The following is a 24,294-nucleotide window of genomic DNA, read 5'->3' on the forward strand; positions in this document are numbered from 1 at the left end:
GGTGGGGTTCCGAAGGCCGGGCCTGGGGCGGTCCGGGTCCGTGTCCGGGGTCAGGGCTCGGCGTCCGGGGTGGCCATGGACCGGGGTCCGGGGCTGGGTCTGGGCGGTTCGGGGCTGGGCTTCGGGAGTGGTTCCGAGGGGGCTGGAACCCGCGACCCGGGCTGGGGTGGTCCGGGCCGGGGCCTGGGGTGGGTGAGGGCCTGGGCCCTGAGGGCGGGGCCGGGGGCCCGGGCTGGAATCTGGGACCCGGGCCCGGGCCCGGGGCTGGGGTCGGGGTGGTCAGGGGGTGGGGGGTGGGGGGATGGTCAGGGCCTTGAGCAGGGCCGGGGTCACCAGGTCCACCTGCCAGGGGCGGGCGCCGAGGGCGGTGAGGGCGGTGGTGACCGTGGTGGGGTCCGCGGGTCTGGGGGGCTCCCAGCAGACGCGGCGCACCGTGTCCGGGCTGATCAGGTTCTCCTGCGGCATGTTCAGCTGCTCGGCCAGCGCCGAGACCGCCGCCCGGGCCGCCGAGAGGCGGGCGGCGGCGGCCGGGTCCTTGTCCGCCCAGGCCCGCGGCGGCGGCGGCCCCGCGACCGACTGGCCGGGCTGCGGCAGCTGCGCCTCGGGCAGTGCCCTGGCACGGTCCACCGCGGCCTGCCACTGCTCCAGCTGGCGGCGGCCCATCCGGTGCCCGTAGCCGTTCAGCGCGGTCAGCGCCTGCACCGTGCCCGGCAGGGCCAGCGCCGCCTCGACGATCGCCGTGTCGCTGAGCACCTTGCCCGGCGACACGTCGCGCTTCTGGGCGATCCGGTCCCGGGTCTCCCACAGCTCCCGGACCACCGCCAGCTGCCGGCGTCGGCGCACCTTGTGCATCCCGGAGGTGCGCCGCCACGGGTCCTTGCGCGGTTCGGCGGGCGGCGCGGCGGCTATGGCGCCGAACTCCTGGAGGGCCCACTCCAGCTTGCCCTGCCGGTCCAGCTCCTTCTCCAGCGCGTCCCGCAGGTCGACGAGGAGCTCCACGTCCAGCGCGGCGTAGCGCAGCCAGGGCTCGGGCAGCGGGCGGGAGGACCAGTCGACGGCGGAGTGGCCCTTCTCCAGCACGAAGCCGAGCACGTTCTCGACCATCGCGCCGAGGCCGACCCGCGGGAATCCGGCGAGCCGTCCGGCCAGCTCGGTGTCGAACAGCCGGGTGGGCAGCATGCCTATCTCCCGCAGGCACGGCAGGTCCTGGGTGGCGGCGTGCAGCACCCACTCGGTGCCGGCCAGCGCCGTGCCGAGCCCGGACAGGTCGGGGCAGGCGACGGGATCGATCAGCGCGGTCCCGGCGCCCTCGCGGCGCAGCTGCACCAGATAGGCGCGCTGCCCGTAGCGGTAGCCGGAGGCGCGCTCGGCGTCCACGGCGACCGGACCGCGGCCCGCGCCGAAGGCGGCGATCACGTCGGCGAGGGCGTCGGCGTCGGCGACGACGGGCGGAATGCCCTCGCGGGGTTCGAGCAGAGGAACGGGCGCCCCCGCAGCAGTAGCTCCGCCGTCGTCCGGAGGGGCGCCTCCGGTGGTTCGCAGTGAACTGTCTGCTGCGGTCTCTTGGGCGTCGGTCACCTGTCAAGGGTATCGGTGCAAGGGCGGCGCCCGCCGACGGAACGTTCCGTCGGCGGGCCCCGATGGGTCGTAAACCGGTCAGGTCCCCGAAACGTGCGGTTCACATGGTGCGCACGCGGGACGGCGGGCGGGGCGGGTTCAGTGGATGATGCCGGTCCGCAGGGCGACGGCGACCATTCCTGCGCGGTCACCGGTGCCCAGCTTGCGGGCGATGCGGGCGAGATGGCTCTTGACGGTCAGTGCGGACAGGCCCATCGAGACGCCGATCGCCTTGTTCGACTGTCCCTCCGCGACCAGCCGCAGCACCTCGACCTCGCGGCCGGACAGTTCGCGGTAGCCGCCCGGGTGGCTCGGAGCACCCGGGGGGCGACGGTGCATACGGGCGGCGGCGGAGCCGATGGGGGCGGCGCCCGGTCGGGAGGGGAGCCCGATGTTGGTACGGGTGCCGGTGACGACGTAACCCTTGACGCCGCCGGCGAGCGCGTTGCGCACGGCGCCGATGTCGTCGGCGGCGGACAGTGCCAGACCGTTGGGCCAGCCGGCGGCACGGGTCTCGGACAGCAGGGTGAGACCGGAGCCGTCGGGCAGGTGGACGTCGGCGACGCAGATGTCGCGCGGGTTGCCGACCCGCGGGCGGGCCTCCGCGATCGACGACGCCTCGATGACGTCGCGGACTCCGAGCGCCCACAGATGCCGGGTCACGGTGGAACGGACCCGGGGATCGGCCACCACCACCATCGCGGTCGGTTTGTTGGGGCGGTAGGCGACCAGGCTTGCGGGCTGCTCGAGGAGAACGGACACCAGGCCTCCTGGGGTGCGGGACAGGGCCGGCTCGTGGGGGTGAAGCCGGTACGAACCGTGCTTTCTAGGTCACAGTCGTCTTCGGCAGCGAACCCGTGCTCCTTTAGAGAATGATCACGATCCGGTGAGAACATTCCGTACAATTCGGACGCACGATCGATCATCCGAAGATCGAATCGGTTCACTCCGGCGCTCATGGGTGACTGAAAGTGCCCGAATGCATCTGAATCGACAAAGTGACCAAAGCGGCCGACCGTGTCCGCGGACCCGGAGAGGTGCGGCCGGAGCCGCCCCCCCCCGTGGCTCACCCCCGTGGTTCAGCTCGGTTGTGGCCCCCGGCGCTGCGGCAGCGTCACCACCGAGGCGTCCCCGGGCGCGGCCGGGGGCAGACCGGCGACCTGCGCCAGCAGATCGCACCAGGACGCCAGATGGGCCGCCGTGTCCGGGATCCCGCCCAGGTTCTCGCGCGGCGTCCAGGAGGCCCGGATCTCGATCTGCGAGGCGGCGGGGCGGGCCGCGAGGCCGCCGAAGTAGTGCGAACTCGCGCGCGTGACCGTGCCGCTCGGCTCGCCGTACGTCAGACCGCGGGCCTCCAGCGCACCGGTCAGCCACGACCAGCACACCTCGGGCAGCAGCGGATCGGCCGCCATCTCGGCCTCCAGCTCCGCGCGCACCAGCGTCACCAGCCGGAAGGTGCCCCGCCAGGCGTCGTGCCCGGCCGGGTCGTGCAGCAGCACCAGCCGCCCGTCCGCGAGGTCGTGGTCGCCGTCCACGACGGCCGCCTCCAGGGCGTACGCGAACGGGGCGAGCCGCTGCGGGGGCCGTACGGCCTCCACCTCCACCTGGGGCCGCAGCCGCGCGCCGCGCAGCGCGTCGACGGCGGCCCGGAAGGCCGGCGGGGCGGTCCCGGTTCCGTGCAGATCCCCCTCCTTCGCGTCGTCCGTTCCGCCAGCATCGTCCGACAGTCGTCCCTGAGCCGCAGCCATGCGGGGAAGAGTAAGGGGAACGGGCCCCGTGCGCAGGGCATGACACCCCACGGACGGGGCGCCGTGCGAGACTTGCCGTCGTGAGTGTCAACGAGAGCCCCTCGGGCCGGCCGCCGACAGCGACATACGACTCCGCGTTCCTCAGGGCGTGCCGGCGTGAACCCGTGCCGCACACACCGGTGTGGTTCATGCGGCAGGCCGGCCGCTCCCTGCCCGAGTACCGCAAGGTGCGCGAGGGCGTCCCGATGCTCGAGTCCTGCATGCGGCCGGAACTGGTCACCGAGATCACGCTCCAGCCGGTGCGCCGTCACCACGTGGACGCGGCGATCTACTTCAGCGACATCGTCGTACCGCTCAAGGCCATCGGCCTCGGCCTCGACATCAAGCCCGGCGTCGGCCCGGTCGTCGAGGAGCCGGTGCGCACCCGTGCCGACCTGGCCAGGCTGCGCGACCTCACCCCCGAGGACGTCTCCTACGTCACCGAGGCGATCGGCATGCTCACCGGCGAGCTCGGCGCCACCCCGCTGATCGGCTTCGCCGGGGCCCCCTTCACCCTCGCGAGCTACCTCGTCGAGGGCGGCCCGTCGCGGACGTACGAGAACGCCAAGGCGATGATGTACGGCGACCCGGCGCTGTGGGCCGACCTGCTCGACCGGCTCGCGGACATCACGGCCGCCTTCCTCAAGGTGCAGATCGAGGCGGGCGCGAGCGCCGTGCAGCTCTTCGACTCCTGGGCCGGGGCCCTCGCCCCCGCCGACTACCGGCACTCGGTGCTGCCCGCCTCCGCGAAGGTCTTCGACGCCGTCGCCGGCTACGGCGTGCCGCGCATCCACTTCGGCGTGGGCACCGGCGAGCTGCTGAAGCTCATGGGTGAGGCGGGCGCGGACGTCGTCGGCGTCGACTGGCGGGTCCCCCTCGACGAGGCCGCGCGCCGCGTCGGTCCCGGCAAGGCGCTCCAGGGCAACCTGGACCCGACGGTGCTGTTCGCCGGCAAGGACGCCGTCGAGGCGAAGGCGCGCGAGGTGCTGGACGCCGCCGCCGGTCTCGAAGGGCACGTCTTCAACCTCGGGCACGGTGTGATGCCGTCCACCGACCCGGACGCGCTGACCGCCCTCGTCGAGTACGTCCACACGCGGACCGCCCGCTGAGCCTCCCGGCCCACCGTCAGCCGTACCGGGGCCGCGCCCGTCTGCCGAACAGCAGCCGGCGCGGCTCCGGGGGCGGCGGCGTGCCCGGCTTCAGCGGCAGCGCCAGCAGCATGCCCGCCAGGAAGCCGACCACGTGTGCCAGGTACGCCACCGTGCCCGCGCCCGACACGCCCTCGCCGGACGAGTAGACCGCCTGGAGCGCGAACCAGAAACCCAGCACCAGCCACGCCGGCAGCCTGAGCGGCAGGAACACCAGGAACGGCACCAGCACCCACACCCTGGCCCGCGGATACAGCACCAGATAGGCCCCCAGCACCCCGGCGATGGCCCCGGAGGCGCCGATCAGCGGGTCGGCGGAGTCCGCGTTCAGCACGGCGAAGCCGTACCCGGCCGCGTAGCCGCAGACGACGTAGAACACCAGGTACCGCACATGACCCATGCGGTCCTCGATGTTGTTGCCGAAGATCATCAGGAACAGCATGTTGCCCAGCAGATGCAGCCAGCTGCCGTGCAGGAACATCGCCGTGAGGACCGACAGCGGCGGGGACTTGTCGTAGCCGGGCGGCGCCACCACACAGCCCGCGGCGCCCTGGGCGCCGATCCCGGCCTGCCCGGTGGGGACCAGCCGCGGCATCTGGTGGTGGATCAGCTCGCGCGGCACCGCGGCCCAGTGGTCCAGGAAGGCGTGCAGACGGCACAGCTGGGAGACGCTGCCGCCGCCCGCCACGGAACCGGCGATACCGGGCGTGGCCACGAACACCAGGACGTTCACGGCGACGAGCGCGTACGTCACCCAGGGGGTGCGGCGGACCGGGTTCACATCATGAACGGGGATGACCACATCCAAGTAGTGCCCCCGATGCGGCCGCCGAACCGAACCGGTGAACGAGCGGACCGAACCGGTGAACGGGTCCGGCCACGGCCGCGTATCACTCCACAACCGCCCGCGGCGCGGGGAAGGCGTTCCGCGGGGACGACGTGAGGAAATCCGCGATGACCGAGCGAACCGCCCCACCGATCCACGCACTGCCCGACGGCGAGGCGGAGATCGCCCCTTAGGGCCTGTCGCCACATTCCCGTCTGCCCGGCGGCGTCTGGCACGCACGCTCGCGGCGTTGCCGAACCGCCCACGTGGCTCCGCCACGAGGGCGCTCCGGCGCCTTGCGATCGCACGCACCAGACGCCGCCGGGCCCGCCCTTCGGGCGGACGACGGGAATGTGGCGACAGGCCCTGGTGATCCAGCTCCCCTGGGAGGACGTGGCCCGGCTGGGCCAGGAGGCCGCGCGGCTCGCCGCGCAGACCCGGCGCCCGGTCACCCTCGACGAGGCGGTGAGCCACCGCCTCCGCTCCCTGCGCCCCTCCGCGGCCCACGCCAGGCCGGCCGGGGAGCCGCTGTCCGCAGTGACCTCGGCACCCGCCTCCCCGCCGGTGACGAGCCCGTCCGCCCCGTCCGCGGCACCCGCGACCGCGTCCGTCTCGTCCCTGCCGCCCAGGCCGCCGGCCGAACACGCCCGCCAGGTCATCGAACGCATCAACGGCAGCGCCTGACGGCCCGGCGGTGCCCGGGCGCGGTGCCGGGGTCAGGACGCGCTCGTGCGCACCTCGGCCGCGGCCTTGCGCGCCGCCACCAGGACGGGGTCCCAGACCGGGGAGAACGGCGGCGCGTAGCCCAGGTCCAGGGACGTCATCCCGTCCACCGTCATGCCCGCCGTGAGGGCCACCGCCGCGATGTCCACGCGTTTCGCCGCGCCCTCCCTGCCCACGATCTGCACGCCCAGCAGACGGCCGGTGCGGTGTTCGGCGAGCATCTTGACCGTCATGGGGGACGCGCCCGGGTAGTAGCCCGCGCGGCCGGTCGACTCGATCGTGGCCGTCACGAAGCGCAGGCCCACCCGGTGGGCGTCCTTCTCCCGCAGGCCGGTCCGGGCGATCTCCAGGTCGCACACCTTGCTGACCGCCGTGCCCACCACCCCCGGGAAGGTCGCGTAGCCGCCGCCCACGTTGGTGCCGATCACCTGCCCGTGCTTGTTCGCGTGCGTGCCCAGCGCGATGTGCCGCTCCTGGCCCGAGACCAGGTCCAGGACCTCCACGCAGTCCCCGCCCGCCCAGATGTCCTCGTGCCCGCGCACCCGCATCCCGCGGTCCGTGAGCAGGCCCCCGTGGCCGCCCAGGGGAAGGCCCGCCGCCCTCGCGAGGGCCGTCTCCGGACGTACGCCGATGCCGAGCACCACCACGTCCGCCGGGTACTCGGCGTCCTCCGTGGCCACCCCGCACGCCCTGCCGTCGTCCCCGGTGAGGATCCCGGTGACCTCCGCGTCGTCGACCATGGTGATGCCCAGGCCCGTCATCGCCGTACGGACCAGGCGGCCCATGTCCGGGTCCAGCGTCGCCATCGGCGCGCCGCCCCGGTTGACGACCGTCACCTCGTAGCCCCGCTTGATCAGCGCCTCGGCCATCTCCACGCCGATGTAGCCCGCGCCGACGACCACCGCGCGGCGGCCGCGCGCGCGGGCCAGCGTGTCGAGCAGCGCCTGGCCGTCGTCGAGGGTCTGCACGCCGTGCACCCCGGGCGCGTCCGCGCCGGGCATCTCCGGACGGATCGGCCGCGCCCCGGTCGCGATCACCAGCTTGTCGTACGACGTCCACGACTCGGCCCCGGAACCCAGGTCACACGCGCGTACCCGGTGCCCCGCGACGTCGATCTCCGTGACCTCGGTGCGCATCCGCAGCCCGATGTCCCGCGCGCGGTGCTCCTCCGGGGTACGGGCGATCAACCGGTCCCGGTCCGGCACGTCGCCGCCGACCCAGTACGGGATCCCGCACGCGGAGTACGACGTGAAGTGACCGCGCTCGAACGCCACGATCTCCAGTTCGGCGGGGGTCCGGAGGCGGCGGGCCTGCGACGCCGCGGACATGCCCGCGGCGTCGCCACCGATCACCACCAGTCGTTCCCCGCCGTGGGCACCCGCACGCATCGTCATGCCCCCACGCTATGCCGTGCGGCTGCGGGCCCGTGGGCGTGCCCGGGACCTCAGTCGTCGGTCGTTCCGCTGTGCCGCGGCAGCGTGCCCGGGGAGGCCGGTGCGGCCGGTGCGGCCGCGGAGCGGGTCCGGCGGGGGCGGACGACACGGAGCCACACCACCGCGAGCAGGCCCGCCACCGCCGCGAACGGCAGCAGCGCGCCGACGGCCAGGGCGATCCAGCGCAGCATCGTGAGGAAGACGTGCCAGCCGCCCGCCAGGGCGTCGACGAACCCGGGCGTGTCGTCCTTCGCCCCGGCCTTCTTCACCGGGGTCGAGGTCAGCGACAGCGTGATGGTGGCCAGGCCCACCCGGTCCTTGAGGGACGCCTGCTGGGCGAGCAGCGACTCCAGATCGGCCTCGCGGCTGCTCAGTTCGCCCTCCAGCGCGACCACGTCGCTCAGCTTGACCGCCCGGTCCATCAGCTCCCGCACCCTGGCCACGCTGGCGCGCGCCGACTTCACGCGGCTGTCGACGTCGACGACCTGATCGGTGACGTCCTCGGCCTTCGCGGTGCGGGCGAGCAGCCTGCCGCCGCTCTGGAGGCCGGTGAGGACGTCGTCGTACCGCTCGGTGGGGACGCGCAGCACGACACGCGTGCGTTCGCGTCCCGCGGAGTCCCGGGTGGTGGACTCGTCGCCGACGTAGCCACCCGCGTCCTCGGTGGTGGTCCGGGCCGCGTCCAGGGCCTTCGGCACGTCCTTGACCTGCACGGTCAGGGAAGCGGTGCGGATGATGCTGCTCGCGGTGAGCCTGGGCGCGTTCGTCGCCCCGGCGCCGCTGTCCGCGGCCGCGCCCGAACCGCCGCTCCTGGCGCCACCGGCGCCGTACTCGGCTCCGGGTGCGGCGGCCTTGCCGTCGGACGCGCTGGAGGAGCCGCCGCCGGACGCGCTGCACCCGGCGACTGCGAGGGAGACCGCGACCAGCAGCGCGGCGAAGGCGTGCACCGGGCGTGCGGGGTGCATGGGGTGTGCGGAGCGCACAAGGCGTGCGGGGCGGGTGGTGTCGGGCTGTCGTGGGCGCATTGCGGTTCCCCCCGGGATCGGTTTTCCACGGACGCCCCTTCGACGCCCGGCCCGGGAAGAACGTTGGCGGAAATCGGTCCCGAACCGGTCACGATCGCATCGCGACAAGGGCCACAAGGCCCTGGCCGGGGTGCCAGTGGCATCTGAGAGGGTGGAGCCCATGAGCGGAAGCGGAACTGGGACGGGTCCCCACCATGTGGTCGTCGTCGGAGCGGGCATCGCGGGCCTTGCCGCGGCCCACCGGCTGCTGGAGCGCGGCGCACGCGTGACGGTGCTGGAGGCCTCGGACCGGGTCGGCGGCAAGCTGCTGCCCGGCGAGGTGGCGGGCGCCCGGCTCGACCTGGGCGCCGAGTCGATGCTGGCCAGGCGGCCGGAAGCCGTCGGCCTCGCCCGCGAGGTGGGCCTCGCCGACCGGCTCCAGGCACCGGCCACCGCGGCCGCCGCGATCTGGACCCGCGGCGCCCTGCGCCCCATGCCCCGCGGCCATGTGATGGGCGTCCCCGGCACCGCCGAGGCGCTCTCCGGCGTGCTGTCCGACGAGGGCCTTCAGCGGATCGAGCAGGACGCCGAACTGCCCCGCACCGAGATCGGCGACGACGTGGCGGTCGGCGAGTACGTGGCGGCGCGGGTCGGCCGCGAGGTCGTCGACCGGCTGGTGGAACCCCTGCTGGGCGGGGTCTACGCGGGCGACGCGTACCGCATCTCGATGCGCTCGGCCGTGCCGCAGCTCTACCACGCGGCCCGCACACACGACTCGCTGACCGAGGCCGTCCGCGAGATCCAGGCCAGGGCGGCCGCGGCCCACCAGACCGGCCCGGTGTTCCTCGGTATCGAGGGCGGCATCGGCAGCCTGCCGCTCGCGGTGGCCGACTCCGTCCGGGCGCGCGGCGGCGAGATCCGCACGGACGCGCCCGCCACCGCGCTGCGCCGCACACCGGACGGCTGGCGCGTCACCGCGGGCGACCGCGTGCTGACCGCCGACGCCGTCGTCGTCGCCGTACCCGCCCCGGCCGCCGCCCGGCTGCTGCGCGCGGAGGCACCCGGCGCCGCCGCCGAACTGGCCGCCGTGGAGTACGCGTCGATGGCCCTGGTCACCCTCGCCTACCGCAGTGGCGACGCCGACCTGCCCGAGGGCAGCGGTTTCCTGGTCCCGCCGGTCGACGGGCACACCATCAAGGCGTCCACCTTCGCCTCCCGCAAATGGGGCTGGATCGCCGACCAGAACCCGGGTCTGACGGTGCTGCGCGCCTCCCTGGGCCGCTACGGCGAGATGGCGGTCCTGGAGCGCGACGACGCCGGCCTGGTGGCCGTCGCGCAGCACGACCTGCGCGCGGCCACCGGCCTGGACGCCGTACCGGTCGAGACCCGGGTCACCCGCTGGGACGACGGCCTGCCGCAGTACCCCGTCGGCCACCACACGCGGGTGGCCCGTATCCGCGAGCACGTGGCGAAGCTCCCCGGCCTCGTCGTGTGCGGCGCGCAGTACGACGGCGTCGGCATCCCGGCGTGCATCGCGAGCGCGTACACCGCCGTGGAGCGGCTGGAGGAAGACCTCGGCCCCGGCCCGCGGTCCGACGCGGACCCGGTGCGGACCGCCTGAGGACGAGCAGGAGAATGAGTGCATGACTGACGACGCCCCCACCACCGAGCCCGGCAGGATCCCCAACAAGGGCAAGCTGGCCAAGGACCTCAACGAGGTCATCCGCTACACCCTGTGGTCCGTCTTCAAGCTGAGGAACGCGCTGCCCGAGGACCGCGCGGGCTACGCCGAAGAGGTCCAGGAACTGTTCGACCAGCTCGCCGCGAAGGACGTGACCGTCCGCGGCACGTACGACGTCTCGGCGCTGCGCGCCGACGCCGACCTGATGATCTGGTGGCACGCGGAGAACAGCGACCAGCTCCAGGAGGCGTACAACCTGTTCCGCCGTACCCGGCTCGGCCGTGCGCTCGAGCCGGTCTGGTCGAACATGGCGCTGCACCGCCCGGCCGAGTTCAACCGCTCGCACATCCCGGCGTTCCTCGCCGAGGAGACGCCCCGCGACTACCTGTGCGTGTACCCGTTCGTCCGCTCCTACGACTGGTACGTGCTGCCCGACGAGGACCGCCGCCGGATGCTCGCCGACCACGGCAAGATGGCCCGCGGTTTCCCGGACGTGCGCGCCAACACGGTCGCCTCCTTCGCGCTCGGCGACTACGAGTGGATGCTGGCCTTCGAGGCCGACGAGCTGTACCGCATCGTCGACCTCATGCGCCATCTGCGCGGTTCCGAGGCCCGGATGCACGTCCGCGAGGAGGTCCCGTTCTTCACGGGGCGCCGCAAGGACGTCGCCGAACTGGTCGCGGATCTGGCGTAGTCCGCGTCAGGTCCGGCGGCCGGGACCCTACGGGTCGCCCGGCGGCCGGGACCGTACCGGTCGTCCGGGGTGCCGGACGGCGCGCTCCGTGCGGGGTTCTGCGGGAGTCCCCCGCACGGGGAACGCGCCGTCCGGCTAGTCCCGCCAGTGCGGTTGGTCGCGGTGGGCGAAGGCCGCCCGCAGCGCGGGGTCGCCGACGGCGCGGATGCCGCGCACCGCGACCGAGGTGAGGTCCGTACGGCCGTCGGTGTCACCGGCGCCGCCGGCGCGGGACCTGCGGCGCATCAGGACGCCCAGCAGCCGCTGACCGGCCGGGGAGGCCCAGCGGGTGTACGGGTGGACCTCGACCCGGGCGAGCACCAGACAGCTCAGCGTCAGCGTGAGGGGCAGCGCGAACCACAGGGCCACCAGGTCGCGCGGCAGCGCGGTCGGGGTGGGCAGCAGCAGCGCGGCGGCGCCCAGCGCGACCACGGCCAGCGCGGCGAACCGTACCTGGCGCACCCGGGACGCGACCGTCGTACGGTCCCCGTCCGGCACCGCGAGGCCCGCCCGCACCAGCCGGTCGGCGAGGCCCTGTACGGCCTCCCCGGCCGCCGCCCGGTCCCGCACCGGGGCGATACGGGACTGGCCCTCCGGGCCGATGGCCCCGAGCACCGTGCGCTCCATCTCGTCCCGGCCGCGCGGGTCGACGACGGTCGCCCAGCCCGTGTGGGCGAGCAGCAGCCGCTGCTGCCGGGCCATGGAGACCAGGGTGAGGTCGGCGACCCTGGCGGGCCCGCCGGAGAGGAACGCGGCCTCGTAGAGCGTCAGATCGTGTCCGGCGCCCGCGGCGACGAGTGCCGCGTACTCCTTGTCGACGTTCGCCGCGCGTACGGCGGCCAGGCACAGCCGGGTGCACGCGGTGCCCGCGACGGCCCAGGCCAGCAGCAGGAGAAGGACCCAGAACATGCCAGATTTCTATGCCAAGGGCGCAGTCGTGCGCCATGCCGGGGGGCGGATTTCGGACGTGGTGTTGCCGGTCTGTGACGTTCCGTCGGTCCGGCCGGTCAGGGTGTCGCGGGCGGGCCGGTGACGGCGGGCGGCAGGGACCAGCCGGTGCTGAGGCCGCTCGCCGAAGCGGCGGGGGCGGCGGGTGCGGCGGGGGAGGGGTCGGCGGTGGGTGTCGGCGGCACCGAGGGGGGTGAGGTGGGCGTGGGGCTCGCCGCCATCTCCCGGGCGACCGCGTCGAAGTCGACGAACCCGGTGCCCTCCAGCACCTTGATGTGGTCCAGGACCGTGGTGTCGGCGTCGTCGGCCAGCGCACGGACCAGGGAGTTGCGGGTGCTCGCGCGGACGTCGGCGACGAGCGAGAACACCCTGCCGTGCGCCAGCCGCAGGATGGTGGCGAACTGCCGGTCGAAGGCGTCGCCCTGAGCGGCGTTCAGGATGTCCAGCCATTGCCTCTGCTGGTCGGTGGGCCGGCCGGGCAGGGGGAGGCTGAGCTTGGCGGCCACGTCGCGGACGCGTGCGTCGAGGAAGGTGTGCCCGTCGATCAGATGCTGACCGGCGACCCGTACGGCGTCGGTGGTGCCCTTCTCCTCCGCCTGCCGTCCGGCGGGCAGCTCCCAGAGCCCGGCCAGCCGGACCTTGGCGATGAAGTCCCGGTCCTGTACCGACAGCGGACCGTACGGCGTCGCGATCGTACGGTCGGCGAGCACCTCGGCGCTGTCCACACCGGGACCCGACCGGTCGGCGTACGACCAGACCGGGAAGACCAGCGCGGCCAGCGTGGCCGTCAGACCGGTGATGATGAGCCCGGTGCCGCTGAGGATGCCCCGGCCCTGGACGGGGGGTCTGCGTCGCATGGCGCCTCCTTCCCACGGGGACCGCACGCGGGGGTTCGCGGGGTGTGGGAGGAGGCCATATTACTGGGGAGTTCGGTGGGGGTGGAGGGGCGGTGGGGTGGCGGGGCGGGGTCGGGGTTCGGAGGGTGTTCGCCCCCGCCGCCCTTTCCCGTCCCGTCCCGGGGGCTCCGCCCCCGTACCCCGGGGAGTGGAGGGGAAGCGGCGACGGCCGGCCGGGTCAGGGGCGGAGCAGGAGCCGGCGGGCCCTGCCGGCCAGGCGGGCCGTCCGGCGGGCGGTGGGCGGTACCGGGCCGCTGCGCTCCCGCCACCACTGCCGCAGTTCCCGCCGGACCGTGCCCGGTTCGAGCGTGCCGCCGGTCAGCAGGTGCTCGGCGAAGTCCAGGGCGTCGCGCCGGTGGCCGCCGGTCATCGGGCGGTCGTGGGCGTAGGCCAGGAAGGCGGGACGGTAGTCCGTGCCGAGGATCCCCGGCAGCTCCGGGGCGACCTTCGCCACCACGTCCGCCCGCTTGGCGGTCAGCGCCCGGGACTGCACCCGCAACCGCGCCCGGTCGAAGCCCTCGGGCGCGGGCGTCCCGGCGACGAGCGCGGACAGCAGGGCCGTCTGCGCGAGGGCGAGACGCTGACGCGCGCAGGCGTGGACGGAGGCGGAGGCGGGCACGACGACGGATCGGGGCGTGGGGACGGAGACGGATCGGGGCGTGGGGACGGAGACGGATCGGGTTCCGGGCAGGGAGCTGGGCTCGGGGGTGGGGGCGGAGCCGGGTGTGGTGGTGGAACTGGGCTCGGGTGCTGTGGTGGAGGCGGGTGCCGGGGTGGAGCTGGGTATCGGGGTGGAGGCGGGTGTGGAGAGGGGCTCGGGTGCAGGGGTGGGGGCTTGTGCGGTGGTCGGGGTGGGGGGAGTGGGTGGGGGTGCGGCGGGGGACGGTGTCGGGGGGCGGGTTCTGGCGCGGCCCTTCACCACCGCGCGGTGGATCGCCGTCAGCTCCCGTTCCAGTTCCGCCGGTGCGGGGAAGTCGTCGTCGCGCTCCAGGAGGACCCCGGGCGGGGCGGTGCGGGACGCCAGGTCGGTCAGGATCGCGAGGACCGGTTCCGGGACGGGGTGGGCGTGGCTGTCGTGCCAGACGCCGTCCCGCTCGACGCCGCCCGCGACATGGACGTAGGCGAGGGCTTCCAGGGGGAGTTCCGCGAGGGCCTCCGCCGGGTCCTCGCCCCGGTTGACGTGGTTGGTGTGCAGGTTGGCGACGTCGACGAGGAGCCGTACGCCCGTGCGGTCGGCCAGCTCGTACAGGAACTGGCCCTCGGTCAGCTCCTCGCCGGGCCAGGCGATCAGCGCGGCGATGTTCTCGACGGCGAGCGGGACGGGCAGGGCGTCCTGGGCGATCCGGACGTTCTCGCACAGCACGTCGAGGGCGTCGCGGGTGCGCGGCACGGGCAGCAGATGGCCCGCCTCCAGGGCCGGGGACGCGGTCAGCGGGCCGCCCGCCCGTACGAAGGCGATGTGCTCGGTGACCAGCGGTGAGCCGAGCGCCTGCGCCCGCTCGGCGAGGGCGGTCAGCCGCCGTTCGCCGGGCGGTTCGGCGCCGCCGAGGCCGAGGGAGACGCCGTGCGGGACCACGGTGACCCCGCGGGCGCGCAGCCGCAGCAGCGACTCGGGGAGATGACCGGGGCACACGTTCTCCGCGACGACCTCGACCCAGTCGATCCCCGGCATCTCCTCCACGGCGTCCGCGATCTCCGGCCGCCAGCCGATCCCGGTCCCCAGCCGCACCGGTCCGCCCGCCGTCGCGGGCCCGCGTGTCTCTCCTGCCGTCACCGCCATGGCTGTCTCCCCCGGTGTCCGCATGGTCCGTCCCCCCTCGGTGCCTTCCGGCACCGCCGTCCGTTCCGGCGTGACGGGGGTATCGCCCGGGCGGCGGTGCGCCAATCCCGGGCCGGGGTTCTTCAGAGGATTATTTGAGGTTCGGTCAGTGCGGGAGCGCCGGATGGTCCGCCACGACGGTGCAGCTGCCCGGGGCGACCTCCGTGAACCCGGCGTCCTGCACCAGCGGCAGCCCGCTGCCGACCAGCCGCTCCCAGTCGGCCGGGGCGGCGGTGCGGACGGCGAGCGGGAAACCGGCGCCGAGCCAGGCCGCGCGCTCCTCGTCCGGCAGCGCCCACCAGGCGAGCTGGGCCGCGTGCCCGGTCTGGGCCATGGCCTTGCCGGCCGACATGTCCAGCCCGGGGTTGAGCCAGAGCACCGGCACGTCCGGGCCGGCGGGGGCGACCGGCTCGGGGTTGTCGAGGTCGGTGCCGGAGACCTGGAGCTTCGCCAGTTCCTTGGGCCACCCGTCGAGCGGCACCGGCGGGAACACCCGTACCTCGGCGGACTTCCCGGTGACGGTGACCCCGGGCAGCGCCGACGCCTTGCGCCACTCGGCGCCCCGGGCCCGCCGGACGACCTTGCGGATCCGGCCGTCCTGCCAGTCCCGCACCAGCCCCGCCCATTCCCCGTCCCCGGTGGAGCGCGGGTCGGTCAGCAGCACCAGGACCGCGCGTGCGGCGGTCTCCAGGGCATCCGTGCGGGCGGGCGGGGCGTCCCGCTCGAGCCGTACGACCAGGGGCAGCGCGAACTGCCGTGCCTCGTCGCGGGCGCTGGGCCCGGTCTGGAAAGGGGTCCCGGTGGTGTCGGGGGTGCCGTCGGCGGGCGTCGTATCAGATGTCACGTCGGCCCACCCTACAAACAGGTCAGCCCGAGCACGCCGTCCGCTCCGCCTCCCGCCACTCACAGACCGGGCACAGCGTGATCCCCTTGTACGACGTCGGGTACTCCGTGGGCTCCCGGCACAGCACGCACTCCGCGTACGGCGGCCCGTCGGCCTTCGGGGGACGTACGGTCCCGAGGGTGCAGTAGTCGTCGTCGCTCGCAGCGCTCATGCCTTCAGGGTACGGCGGTCACCGGCCCGCCTCCGTGGCGGCGATCAGCTCGGACACCTTCACGAACCGGTAGCCCTCGGCCCGCAGCGCGGGCACGACCGTGCGCACCGCCCGCTCGGTCGCCGGGGCCGCGCTGCGGGTGCAGTGCATGACGACGACGGACCCCGGCCGCACCCCGTCCAGCACCTGCCGGGCCACGGCGTCCGCGTCCGTCGCGAACGCGTCCCCGCTCACCACGTCCCACTGCACCGCCGTGCCCACCCCGGTGCCGCCGAGCGCCCGCAGCGCCCGCCGGTCGTAGCAGCCGCCCGGGAAGCGGAAGTACGGCATCGGGTGCGGCACCCCCGCGGCCCGCAGCGCGGTGTACGCCCGCTCCACGTCCGCCCGCATCCGGTCCCCGGAGACGGTCGGCAGCCCGTAGCAGTCGTCGGTGAAGGCGTAGTGGCTGTAGGAGTGGTTGGCCACCTCGAACTGCGGGTCGGTGCCGAGGGAGCGGGCCTCGGCGGGGTACTGCTCGGCCCACCGGCCGGTCATGAACACGGTCGCCGGGACCTTCAGCGTGCGCAGGGCGGCGATGAGCGCCGGGTTGTCGAAGTGCTCGCCCGCCGCCGCGCGCGGCCCCTCGTCGGCCGTCATGTCGGCGTCGAAGGTGAGGGCCACGACCTTGCCCGCGGTGCGCGGGCCGTTGCGGAACACCGGGGTCAGGCCGGACGCGTCGGGGGCGAGGGCGGGGACGGGGGAGGGGGACGAGGCGGCCGGGGAGGGTGCCGCGGGGTGTGCGGGGGCCGGGTGCGCGGCGGGGGCTGCGGGGGCAGCGGGGGCGGCATGGGCCGACCGGCCGGGGCGGGGAGCCTCGGCGGCGGTGCCGCAGGCCGCGACGGCCGCGCCGACGGCGAGGGCGGTGGCGAGGGTGCGGACGGCGGTGGCGCGCCGGGGCCCGGGGGCGAGGGTGATCACCGTACGAAAGTATGACGATCATTTCTGATCATGGCGAGGCGCGCTCCGGGCGTCACGGAGACGGCTGAACACCTGTCGCCCAGTGGCCGTAGCGGTCGGTCGCTCAGGGGCTCACCCGGCTGCCTTCGGCCGCTGCGGCAGCTGCTGCGGCGGCGGGGTGAACGGGTGCTCGGGCTCGGGCGGCTTCGGCAGCTGTTCGAGGGGTGCCGGCCGGTCCGGGTCCTCGGCCCGGTCGGCGCGGTCCCGCTGCTCGGGACGCGCGGGAGGCTCGTGGTGCTCCGGGTGCTCCGGCTGCTGGGCCCGCTCCAGGAACCGCAGCAGCTCCACCGGGAACGGCAGCACCAGCGTGGAGTTCTTCTCGGCGGCGACCGCCACGATGGTCTGGAGCAGCCGCAGCTGGAGCGCGGACGGGGTGGCGGCCATCTGCTGGGCGGCCTCGGCGAGCTTCTTGGACGCCTGGAACTCCGCGTCGGCGTTGATGATCCGGGCCCGCCGCTCCCGGTCGGCCTCGGCCTGGCGGGCCATGGAGCGCTTCATGGCGTCCGGCAGCGACACGTCCTTGATCTCGACCCGGTCGATCTGCACGCCCCAGCCGACGGCGGGGCTGTCGATCATCAGCTCCAGGCCCTGGTTGAGCTTCTCCCGGTTGGAGAGCAGATCGTCGAGGTCGCTCTTGCCGATGATCGAGCGCAGCGAGGTCTGCGCCATCTGGGAGACCGCGAACCGGTAGTCCTCGACGTTGATGATCGCCGCCACCGGGTCCACGACCTTGAAATAGACGACGGCGTCCACCCGCACCGTGACGTTGTCCCGGGTGATGCCCTCCTGGGCCGGGATCGGCAGCGTCACGATCTGCATGTTGACCCGTCGTATCCGGTCCACCGCGGGCACGATCACCGCGAGCCCCGGCCCGCGCGTCTCGCCGCGCAGCCGGCCGAGCCGCAGCACCACCCCGCGTTCGTACTGCTTGACGACCCGCATCCCGGCCGACGCGTACACCAGGCCGACGGCACCGGCTGCGACGATCGCCCCGATCAGCTCCTGGAGCATGACGACCTCCTCCGTCAGAGGTCCGGCATTCCGGTAAGTCTGCTAAGTCCGCTCCTGTAACGATATGCCCGGTGACGGACTCGGGCCACGACGGTTCCGGGCCCACCGGAGAGGCGGGTCGGTGAGGCGGCAGGGTGGGGCGGGGCTAGCGGGCCCCGGTGAGGGGGGCCGCGTCGCGGGCCAGGGCGGTGAGGCGGGATATCGCGCGGAAGTACTTCTTGCGGTAGCCGCCGTTCAGCATCTCCTCGCTGAACAGCCGGTCGAACGGCAGCCCCGACGTCAGCACCGGTATCTCGCGGTCGTAGAGCCGGTCGGCGAGCACCACCAGCCGCAGTGCCGTCGACTGGTCGGGCACCGGCCGCACATCGGTGAGGCACACCGCGCGCACACCGTCGGTGAGGGCGCCGTAGCGGCTCGGGTGGACGCGGGCGAGATGGTCCAGCAGATGCGGGAAGTCGTCGAGGGAGGCGCCCTCGGTCGCGTACGCCGCCTTCGTCACGACCTCGTCGGAGTACGGCTCAGGGGCCCGGGGCAGCCCGCGGTGCCGGAAGTCCTCGCCGTCGATGCGCACCGCGCGGAAGTGCGCGGACAGCCCCTGGATCTCGCGCAGGAAGTCGGCGGCGGCGAACCTGCCCTCGCCGAGCCTGCCGGGCAGGGTGTTGGAGGTGGCGGCGAGTGCCACACCGGCGCCGACCAGCTTGCCGAGCAGGGTGGAGACCAGGACGGTGTCACCGGGGTCGTCGAGCTCGAACTCGTCGATGCACAGCAGCCGGTGCCCGGAGAGGGTCTGCACCGTCTTCTGGAAGCCGAGGGCGCCGACCAGGTTGGTCAGCTCGACGAACGTGCCGAACGCCTTCAGCGCGGGTTCCGCCGGAGTGGCGTGCCACAGGGAGGCGAGCAGATGCGTCTTGCCGACGCCGTAGCCGCCGTCCAGGTAGACCCCGCGGGGGCCCGCCGGGACCTTGGGGGCCCTGGACCTGCCGAGGCCGAACAGCCCGCGGCGGCCGGCGCCCGTGGCGTGCGCGCCGCCGAGCCCGCCGGAGAAGTCCTCCAGCAGGCGGACGGCCGCGGTCTGGCTGGGCTGGTTCGGGTCCGGGAGGTACGTCGCGAAGCGGACCGAGTCGAACCGCGGCGGCGGCACCATCTCGGCGACGAGCCGGTCCGCGGGCACGTACGGCTCGCGGCCGCACAGCGAGAGCGGGGCGGCGTCGGCTGTCGGGACGACTCCGGTGGCAGGGGAGGAGGTCGACACGGTTACCCATGCTAAGGGTCGTGCCAGACTGCACCGCATGCGACGCCTCTTCCCTGTGACCGACGAGACAGCGGCCCCGCCCGGCCGGGGGGCCCGGGAGCCGGACGGGACGGACGGTGCCGGGGCCGGCGCCGACCGGGAGTGGACGTCCGCCGAGCTGGCCGCCGCGTACGCCTACCCCGCCCCCGAGCCCGGCCCGCCGCGGCCCTGGCTGCGGGCCAACATGGTGAGCACCCTGGACGGCGCCGCCCAGCACGAGGGACGCTCGCAGCCCCTCTCCTGCGCCACCGACATGCGGATCTTCGGCACCCTGCGCGCCCTGGCGGACGTGGTGATCGCCGGCGCGGAGACGGTACGGCGGGAGGGGTACCGCCCGGCGCGGGTCCGGCCGGAGTTCGCGGCGCTGCGCGCGGCCGCCGGGCAGCCCCCGGTGCCGGCGGTCGCCGTGGTCACCGCGAGCCTGGAGCTGGACTGGTCGCTCCCCCTGTTCACCGAGCCCGCGGTGCCCACGCTGGTACTGACCGGCGCCGCCGCGGACCCCGCCCGGAGGGCGGCCGCCGAGAAGGCCGGGGCCCGGGTGGTGACCGCCGGGGACGGTGCCGGCGTCGACCCGGTGCGCGCCGTGCGGGCCCTGGCGGAGCTGGGGCACACCCGGCTGCTCACCGAGGGCGGTCCCCGGCTGCTGGGGCAGTTCGTGGCCGCCGGGGTGCTCGACGAGCTGTGTCTGACCGTCGCCCCGCTGCTCACCGCGGGGGACGCGCAGCGGATCGCCGGGGGGCCGCCGGTGGTGGTGCCCCGCCGGTTCGCGCTGACGGCGATGCTGGAGGAGGACGGGTTCCTGTTCGCCAGGTACGGCCGGTACCGGTCGGCCTGATGTACGGACTACTGGTCCCGAAAACGACGGAACGAGTCGTTCCGTTCGGCCTCACCTGGGCAGACTTGAACCGGCAGTACCGAAGCGATCACGGGGCACATGGTTTCCGCAGGCCCGGTACCGGCGTTCGCGCGGGCCGGCACGGACTACGCAGGACGGAGGGCCCCCGGGTCCTCCCACGAGAAGGGGCGCCTGGTGTTCACAAGCGTTTTGATGATCGAGAAGGCCCTGACGTCCGCCGACGTGGAGTTCGTCACCACCTTGCACGGGGACGAGCAGGTCTCCTTCCGTGTGCTGCTCCAGCCGCGCGGTGACCAGGCGGACCGGCTGCTGCGCGCGCTCGACGACGTGGCGATGGGTGAGCTCGACACCGCCGTGCGGGAGAGCGACACCCCCGAGGGCGAGAAGGCCCGGGAACTCGGTGAGAAGGCCCTGGAGGTGTCCCTGGTCGCCCTGCGCGCGGTGAGCGGCGCGGCCGAGGGCCGACTGGTCGAGGACCATCCGCTGGACGCGCTGAAGTCGATGGTCGAGGAGGTCGGGGCCGACGAGGTGATCGTCCTGACCGATCCGCACTACGTCGAGGAGTTCTTCCACCGGGACTGGGCCTCGCGGGCCCGCCACAAGGTGGGGGTGCCGGTGCTGAAGCTGTTCTCGCACAGCAAGGCGTGAACGGCGCGGACGGGGCGAGCCGTGTCGCGGGCGGCGCCGGCGGGGCGGACGGGGCCGGCGGCTGAGGTCCCGCACCGCGACAGGCCATAGGCTGAGGGCGCGTCTCCCGGATCACCGGACCACCGGACCGGGGGGAGCGCCCTCACGTCGTACCACCGCACCACCCGTCACACCGTTCGTCGTACCGCACTCTGGGAGAAACGCGCATGGCACCCGGCCTTCCTACCGCCATGGACCGACCGCACTTCATCGGCATCGGCGGCGCCGGGATGTCGGGGATCGCGAAGATCCTCGCGCAGCGCGGCGCCGTCGTCGCCGGCAGCGACGCCAGGGACTCGGCGACCGCCGACGCGCTGCGGGCGCTCGGGGTGACCGTGCACATCGGCCACGCCGCCGGGCATCTGGCCGGCGACGCGAGCTGCGTGGTCGTCTCCTCGGCGATCCGCCGGGACAACCCGGAGCTGGTCCGCGCCGCCGAGCTGGGCATCCCCGTGGTGCACCGCTCCGACGCCCTCGCCGCCCTGATGACCGGCCTGCGGGCGCTCGCGGTCGCGGGCACCCACGGCAAGACGACCACCACCTCGATGCTGGCCGTCTCCCTGACCGAGCTGGGCCTGCACCCCTCGTACGCCATCGGCGGCGACCTGGACGAGCCCGGCTCCAACGCGCTGCACGGCACCGGCGACCTCTTCGTCGCCGAGGCCGACGAATCGGACCGCAGCTTCCACACGTACGCCCCCGAGGTCGCGATCGTCCTCAACGTGGAGCTCGACCACCACGCCAACTACGCCTCGATGGAAGAGATCTACGAGTCCTTCGAGACCTTCGCCGGCCGCATCGTGCCCGGCGGCACGCTGGTGGTCTCCGCCGACCACGAGGGTGCGCGGGAGCTGACCCGTCGCCTCGCGGGCGGCGTACGGACGGTGACGTACGGCGAGGCGGCCGACGCCGACGTACGGGTGCTGTCGGTGACGGCGCAGGGGCTGAAGAGCGAGGTCACGGTCCTCCTGGACGGCACCGAGCTGACCTTCACGGTCTCCGTCCCCGGCCGGCACTACGCCCACAACGCGGTGGCGGCCCTGGCCGCGGGCGCCGCCCTCGGGATCCCCGCCGCCGATCTCGCCCCCGCCCTGGCGGCCTACACCGGTGTCAAGCGGCGCCTGCAGCTCAAGGGCGAGGCGGGCGGGGTGCAGGTGATCGACTCCTACGCCCACCACCCCACCGAGATGACGGCGGACCTGGAGGCCATGCGCGCCGCCGCCGGCGACGCCCGGATCCTCGTCCTCTTCCAGCCGCACCTGTTCTCCCGCACCCAGGAGCTCGGCAAGGAGATGGGCCAGGCCCTCGCCCTCGCCGACGCCTCGGCCGTCCTCGACATCTACCCGGCCCGTGAGGACCCGATCCCCGGTGTCACCAGCGCGCTGATCATCGAGGCCGCCGAGGCGGCGGGCGCGGACGTCACCGCCGTCCACGACAAGGCCGGGGCGCCGTCCGTGGTCGCGGGAATGGCACGGCCCGGTGATCTCGTTCTCACCATGGGCGCGGGCGACGTCACGGACCTCGGCCCGCTCATCCTGGACCGTCTGTCGAAGTGAGGGGCTGAGATCCATGTCGTACGACGTCGAGAAGCCGGACGAGCAGTGGCGCGCGGAACTGACGCCGGCCGAGTACGCCGTACTGCGGCAGGCCGCCACCGAGCCCGCCTTCACCGGTGAGTACACCGACACCAAGACCCGGGGCACCTACTCCTGCCGGGCCTGCGGTGCCGAACTGTTCACCTCCACCACCAAGTTCGAGTCGCACTGCGGCTGGCCGTCGTTCTACGACCCGAAGGACACGGATGCCGTCGAACTGATCGAGGACCGGACCCACGGCATGGTCCGCACCGAGGTCCGCTGCGCCCGCTGCGGCTCCCATCTGGGCCATGTCTTCGAGGGCGAGGGCTACCCGACCCCGACGGACCAGCGGTACTGCATCAACTCCGTCTCGCTCCGGCTGGAGCCGGGAGAGGACTGAGCGGGGCGGGACCCGGTCCCGGTCAGCGGGACTCGTGGCGCATCTCGCGCGGGCTGATGCCGAAGCGGCGGCGGAAGGCCGTGCTCATCGCGCTGGCCGAGGAGAAGCCGGTGGCGTAGGCGAGTTCCGTGATCGTCAGGTGTTCGCAGTGGCCGCAGCGCAGACGGTCACGGACCATGCGCAGCCGCTCCTCGCGGATCAGTTCGCGCGGGGTGGTGCCCGCGCGCTGGAGGGCCACCTGTATCTGGCGCAGCGACCAGCCCAGGGCGCGCGCCACCGAGGTGCCGGTCAGGGCCGGGTCGGTCGCGTGGGCGCGGATGTGGCGGCGGACCACCGTCTCCACCTCGGTCAGCGGGTTCGGGTTCGGGGTGTCCGAGCGGTCCTCGCCGGGGGTCAGCATGCACAGGAGTTCGACGACGCGGTCCGCCACGGCGTCGAACTCGGGTGCGGTGAGCGTGCCGCGCTGTTCGTGCAGTTCGCCGAGCATCGACCGCAGGACACGGCCCAGGCCCCGGGTCAGATCGAACGCCGTGGCCAGCGGGGGCCTGCGGCTGAGCGGGTCGTCGATCTCGCGGGCCGGGATCGTGAGGACGTACGCCCAGCCGGCCGCCTCCTGGACGTACCGGAACGGCTCCCCGAAGGCGAGCAGCGCGCCCGTCCCCGGCGTGAGGCGGGCCTCGCGGCCGTCCTGGGAGACGGTGAACCTGCCGACGCCCGGGAGTAACAGCCGGTAGTCGTCGTCAGGGGCCCGGCGGATCTGCTCCGCCGTGCGGCCGTACTCCGGCCGGTCCGGTCCGAACCGGCTGAGGCGGTAGCCGCCGGGGCGCCCGGGGGCCGTCGCCCGCTGGAAGTCGTCGGCGGTGCGCGGCTGCCCCTGGTCCGGACCGGACCCGTACGGACCTGCGGATCCGGTCCCGAAACCGGTCCGCTCGTACGGGAGCGGACCGTGCGGGCTCCTGGACTCCACGAGGTGAGTTCCCGCGGGCAACGTGACTCCTCCGCTGGGATGGTCCGCTGGCATATGCGGAAGCGGGTGGGAACCGGCGCGTGGGCGGGTACGGACGGCGAACCGCCCTGCGCTCACAGGCCGTTACGTCTAGTCAGATTAGGGCACCGGGTGGCCCGGGTGGACCTCCGGGGGACATTTGGCATATGCCAAGGGTAAGTCGGGGGCCGGTGGGGGTGCGAAGCCGTCCGCCGGGTGCGGGTGCGGGGGAGGTGCCTGGGTGGCCGGTGTGATGCGGAGGGACGCCTGGGGTGAGGGGCGGGGGCGCCCGGCGGGCGTGTGCGCACGGGCACAACTTCCCTGCGCGTGCTCGCAAGTCGGGGCACCGGTCCGGACCTATGGTTCGTCATGTTCGGATCAGGAAAGTGGTGGGGGGCGATGACAGTGAGAGCGGTCCCGGGCCGACTGCCCGGGCGGGGCGCGGAGGTACGGACGGTGGCCGCCGGTGACTGGTTCGACGCCGTACGCGTCCCGCTCGACCTCGGACTGGCCACGCTCCACCTGCTCGGGGACGAGTCCGGCGCGGTCATCCGGGACGGCTTCGGGTCCATCCTGTACTGGCTGATCGCCCCCGGTGCGGCCGCCGGCTGGGGGCTCGAAAGGGTGTCCGTCCTCGGGCGCGGGCACCATGTCGCCGTTCCGCCGCTGCATCGCACCACGGGCCCCGGGCTGTACTGGCAGGTCCCGCCGACCCGCGGGCTCGAGTGCACCAGCGCGCCGCGTCTGCACGCCGCCCTGCACGCCGCCCTCCACGACGAGGACCGGCAGGTCCCGGCCTCCTGAGCCCGGTCCCGGGGCGG

General features: G+C 74.1%; 24 protein-coding genes. 9 read left to right on the plus strand and 15 right to left on the minus strand.

Annotation, left to right across the window (positions count from 1 at the left end):
- Positions 1–279: 279 nt before the first annotated feature.
- From ABZ862_RS00825 to ABZ862_RS00835, 3 genes are all read right to left on the minus strand, one after another.
- On the minus strand, positions 280–1,578 hold the full coding sequence (locus ABZ862_RS00825) for a ribonuclease D (RefSeq protein WP_360950000.1): 1,299 nt from the start codon (positions 1,576–1,578) through the stop codon (positions 280–282).
- A gap of 138 nt (positions 1,579–1,716) precedes the next feature.
- Positions 1,717–2,379: a response regulator transcription factor gene (locus tag ABZ862_RS00830; RefSeq protein WP_328968043.1), complete on the minus strand. Its 663-nt coding sequence runs from the start codon at positions 2,377–2,379 to the stop codon at positions 1,717–1,719.
- Positions 2,380–2,696: 317 nt separating this feature from the next.
- Complete coding sequence (locus ABZ862_RS00835; protein ID WP_360950003.1) at positions 2,697–3,365, minus strand: DUF3000 domain-containing protein; 669 nt, start codon at positions 3,363–3,365, stop codon at positions 2,697–2,699.
- A gap of 80 nt (positions 3,366–3,445) precedes the next feature.
- Between ABZ862_RS00835 and hemE the strand changes: the two genes are divergently transcribed.
- The gene (gene hemE / locus ABZ862_RS00840; protein ID WP_360950006.1) at positions 3,446–4,513 is read left to right on the plus strand and encodes a uroporphyrinogen decarboxylase; all 1,068 of its coding nucleotides are present in this window, start codon (positions 3,446–3,448) and stop codon (positions 4,511–4,513) included.
- A 16-nt stretch (positions 4,514–4,529) separates the two neighbouring features.
- On the opposite strand, the gene ABZ862_RS00845 is transcribed toward hemE, so the two are convergent.
- Positions 4,530–5,354: a rhomboid family intramembrane serine protease gene (locus tag ABZ862_RS00845; protein WP_360950009.1), complete on the minus strand. Its 825-nt coding sequence runs from the start codon at positions 5,352–5,354 to the stop codon at positions 4,530–4,532.
- 375 nt (positions 5,355–5,729) lie between these two features.
- Here ABZ862_RS00845 and ABZ862_RS00850 point away from each other — a divergent pair, with 375 nt between their 5' ends.
- On the plus strand, positions 5,730–6,062 hold the full coding sequence (locus ABZ862_RS00850) for a hypothetical protein (protein ID WP_360950012.1): 333 nt from the start codon (positions 5,730–5,732) through the stop codon (positions 6,060–6,062).
- Between the two features lie 32 nt (positions 6,063–6,094).
- Here ABZ862_RS00850 and ABZ862_RS00855 read toward each other — a convergent pair whose 3' ends face one another.
- Both ABZ862_RS00855 and ABZ862_RS00860 read right to left on the minus strand, forming a co-directional pair.
- On the minus strand, positions 6,095–7,495 hold the full coding sequence (locus ABZ862_RS00855; protein ID WP_360950015.1) for an FAD-dependent oxidoreductase: 1,401 nt from the start codon (positions 7,493–7,495) through the stop codon (positions 6,095–6,097).
- 50 nt (positions 7,496–7,545) lie between these two features.
- Positions 7,546–8,499, minus strand: coding sequence for a DUF4349 domain-containing protein (locus ABZ862_RS00860; protein ID WP_360950018.1), 954 nt, complete (start codon positions 8,497–8,499; stop codon positions 7,546–7,548).
- Between the two features lie 220 nt (positions 8,500–8,719).
- Here ABZ862_RS00860 and hemG point away from each other — a divergent pair, with 220 nt between their 5' ends.
- Together hemG and hemQ are read left to right on the plus strand one after the other, a co-directional pair.
- On the plus strand, positions 8,720–10,159 hold the full coding sequence (hemG, locus tag ABZ862_RS00865; protein ID WP_360950021.1) for a protoporphyrinogen oxidase: 1,440 nt from the start codon (positions 8,720–8,722) through the stop codon (positions 10,157–10,159).
- Positions 10,160–10,181: 22 nt separating this feature from the next.
- Positions 10,182–10,913: a hydrogen peroxide-dependent heme synthase gene (hemQ, locus tag ABZ862_RS00870; protein ID WP_360950024.1), complete on the plus strand. Its 732-nt coding sequence runs from the start codon at positions 10,182–10,184 to the stop codon at positions 10,911–10,913.
- 135 nt (positions 10,914–11,048) lie between these two features.
- Here the strand turns inward: hemQ and ABZ862_RS00875 are convergent, their stop codons facing one another.
- From ABZ862_RS00875 to zapE, 8 genes are all read right to left on the minus strand, one after another.
- Complete coding sequence (locus ABZ862_RS00875; protein WP_360950027.1) at positions 11,049–11,861, minus strand: TIGR04222 domain-containing membrane protein; 813 nt, start codon at positions 11,859–11,861, stop codon at positions 11,049–11,051.
- Between the two features lie 98 nt (positions 11,862–11,959).
- Entirely contained in the window at positions 11,960–12,757 is a 798-nt protein-coding gene (locus tag ABZ862_RS00880; protein WP_360950030.1) for a DUF4142 domain-containing protein, read from the minus strand.
- A gap of 217 nt (positions 12,758–12,974) precedes the next feature.
- On the minus strand, positions 12,975–14,576 hold the full coding sequence (locus ABZ862_RS00885) for a DUF692 family multinuclear iron-containing protein (protein WP_360950033.1): 1,602 nt from the start codon (positions 14,574–14,576) through the stop codon (positions 12,975–12,977).
- A gap of 145 nt (positions 14,577–14,721) precedes the next feature.
- Complete coding sequence (locus ABZ862_RS00890; RefSeq protein ID WP_360950036.1) at positions 14,722–15,459, minus strand: peptidyl-tRNA hydrolase; 738 nt, start codon at positions 15,457–15,459, stop codon at positions 14,722–14,724.
- A gap of 22 nt (positions 15,460–15,481) precedes the next feature.
- On the minus strand, positions 15,482–15,670 hold the full coding sequence (locus ABZ862_RS00895; RefSeq protein WP_360950039.1) for a hypothetical protein: 189 nt from the start codon (positions 15,668–15,670) through the stop codon (positions 15,482–15,484).
- An 18-nt stretch (positions 15,671–15,688) separates the two neighbouring features.
- Positions 15,689–16,627: a polysaccharide deacetylase family protein gene (locus ABZ862_RS00900; protein WP_360950042.1), complete on the minus strand. Its 939-nt coding sequence runs from the start codon at positions 16,625–16,627 to the stop codon at positions 15,689–15,691.
- Between the two features lie 111 nt (positions 16,628–16,738).
- Positions 16,739–17,677, minus strand: coding sequence for a slipin family protein (locus ABZ862_RS00905; RefSeq protein ID WP_360950045.1), 939 nt, complete (start codon positions 17,675–17,677; stop codon positions 16,739–16,741).
- Positions 17,678–17,822: 145 nt separating this feature from the next.
- Positions 17,823–18,929, minus strand: coding sequence for a cell division protein ZapE (gene zapE, locus ABZ862_RS00910; protein WP_360950048.1), 1,107 nt, complete (start codon positions 18,927–18,929; stop codon positions 17,823–17,825).
- A gap of 37 nt (positions 18,930–18,966) precedes the next feature.
- Here zapE and ABZ862_RS00915 point away from each other — a divergent pair, with 37 nt between their 5' ends.
- The 4 genes from ABZ862_RS00915 to msrB all read left to right on the plus strand — a co-directional run bounded on the left by ABZ862_RS00915 (position 18,967) and on the right by msrB (position 22,488).
- Positions 18,967–19,803 carry a pyrimidine reductase family protein gene (locus tag ABZ862_RS00915; RefSeq protein WP_360950051.1) on the plus strand — a complete coding sequence of 279 codons (837 nt, stop codon included), beginning with the start codon at positions 18,967–18,969 and terminating at the stop codon, positions 19,801–19,803.
- 195 nt (positions 19,804–19,998) lie between these two features.
- Complete coding sequence (locus ABZ862_RS00920) at positions 19,999–20,472, plus strand: indole-3-glycerol phosphate synthase (RefSeq protein WP_360950054.1); 474 nt, start codon at positions 19,999–20,001, stop codon at positions 20,470–20,472.
- Positions 20,473–20,678: 206 nt separating this feature from the next.
- On the plus strand, positions 20,679–22,067 hold the full coding sequence (murC, locus tag ABZ862_RS00925; RefSeq protein ID WP_360950057.1) for a UDP-N-acetylmuramate--L-alanine ligase: 1,389 nt from the start codon (positions 20,679–20,681) through the stop codon (positions 22,065–22,067).
- A gap of 13 nt (positions 22,068–22,080) precedes the next feature.
- Positions 22,081–22,488 carry a peptide-methionine (R)-S-oxide reductase MsrB gene (gene msrB, locus ABZ862_RS00930; protein ID WP_360950060.1) on the plus strand — a complete coding sequence of 136 codons (408 nt, stop codon included), beginning with the start codon at positions 22,081–22,083 and terminating at the stop codon, positions 22,486–22,488.
- Positions 22,489–22,510: 22 nt separating this feature from the next.
- Here the strand turns inward: msrB and ABZ862_RS00935 are convergent, their stop codons facing one another.
- Complete coding sequence (locus ABZ862_RS00935; protein WP_360950063.1) at positions 22,511–23,455, minus strand: helix-turn-helix domain-containing protein; 945 nt, start codon at positions 23,453–23,455, stop codon at positions 22,511–22,513.
- A gap of 417 nt (positions 23,456–23,872) precedes the next feature.
- On the opposite strand from ABZ862_RS00935, the gene ABZ862_RS00940 reads away from it, so the two are divergent.
- The gene (locus ABZ862_RS00940; RefSeq protein WP_360950066.1) at positions 23,873–24,277 is read left to right on the plus strand and encodes a hypothetical protein; all 405 of its coding nucleotides are present in this window, start codon (positions 23,873–23,875) and stop codon (positions 24,275–24,277) included.
- Positions 24,278–24,294: the final 17 nt, after the last annotated feature.

The sequence above is a fragment of the Streptomyces sp. NPDC047000 genome, assembly GCF_040644295.1.
Taxonomy (GTDB): Bacteria; Actinomycetota; Actinomycetes; order Streptomycetales; family Streptomycetaceae; genus Streptomyces.